Below are 1,217 nucleotides of genomic sequence, written 5' to 3'. Positions count from 1 at the left end.
TGGATTGGCTACACTGATGTGGACAGTTCCGGGAGGGGCGCAGGAGACGGGAGGGCCGTATATGAGGGACCCCAGGCACCCGAGGCATTTCACCGACGAGTTCAAGAGGCAGATAGTCGACCTCTACAACGCCGGCAAGCCCAAGCGCGAGATCATGGACGAGTACGACCTCGGCAAGAGCACCGTGGAGAGGTGGATCAAGTCGATAAACGCGACCGGCTCGCCGCGCGCCGCGGACAACCGCACGCCCGAGCAGAACCGGATCCTGGAGCTCGAGCGCGAGAACCGCAGGCTCCGGATGGAGGTCGACGTCTTAAAACAAGCGGCGCTGATATACGCTCGAAAGTGAGGGCCATAGCGGCCAACGAGGGCCGCTACCCCATATCAGCGCAGTGCAGGCTCCTCGGCGTCGCGAGGTCGACGTACTACTCCATGCGCTCGCGGGCCGACCGGCCCGCCGCGCCGGACCCCGCCGCGCCGGCCGTGGTCGCGGCCCACGCCGCCAGCAAGGGCCGGTACGGCTCGCGCAAGATAAAGGCGTCGCTCGAGAGGTCGGGCGTCACCGTCAGCCGGCGCCGGGTCTGCCGCATCATGAGGGAGAACGGCCTGGTCAGCGCATACGGCAGGAAGAGGTTCAAGGTGCACCCCGGGGCGGTCAACGAGGCCGACGTGCCCAACGTCGTCGCGCGCGGCTTCGGCGGCAGGGCGCCGCGCACCCATATATGCAGCGACCTGACCTACGTGCGCGTCGGGGCCTCGTGGAACTACGTCTGCCTGCTCGTCGACCTCTACAACAGGGAGATCGTCGGCCACTCCGCCGGGCCCAGGAAGGACGCCCGGCTGGTCAAGTCGGCGTTCGCGACGCTCTCCTTCCCCATCTCGGACATCGAGGTCTTCCACACGGACCGCGGCAGCGAGTTCGACAACGCCGAGATCGACCTGATGCTCGAGGCCTTCGGCATTGAGAGGTCGCTGTCGGCCAAGGGCTGCCCCTACGACAACGCCGTCGACGAGTCGACCAACAGGATACTGAAGGCCGAGCTCGTCCACCGCGAGACGTTCGGCACGACGCGCGAGCTCCGGGCCAAGCTCTCGGACTACGTGCACTGGTACAACAACTTCAGGATCCACTCGACGCTGGGTTACATGTCTCCGGTCGAGTTCAGGGAGGCGGGGCTGTCCCTCCCGGAATCGTCCAAATAGGTGTTGCCAATCCA

1 protein-coding gene is annotated in these 1,217 nt (G+C 66.0%); it reads left to right on the top strand.

Annotated features, from left to right (window positions below):
* Window positions 1-61 precede the first annotated feature (61 nt).
* Window positions 62-1,203, top strand: a protein-coding gene (locus ACTQX9_RS09480; protein ID WP_417575370.1) for an IS3 family transposase whose coding sequence is annotated in 2 segments (ribosomal slippage) — window positions 62-320 and window positions 320-1,203 — 1,143 coding nt in all. Because the reading frame shifts where the segments join, the coding sequence is not laid out codon by codon here.
* Window positions 1,204-1,217 lie beyond the last annotated feature (14 nt).

Origin of the sequence: Collinsella sp. LCP19S3_F2, from assembly GCF_052121015.1 — a bacterium.
Lineage (GTDB): Bacteria > Actinomycetota > Coriobacteriia > Coriobacteriales > Coriobacteriaceae > Collinsella.
This window is presented reverse-complemented; position numbering and strand designations above follow the sequence as displayed.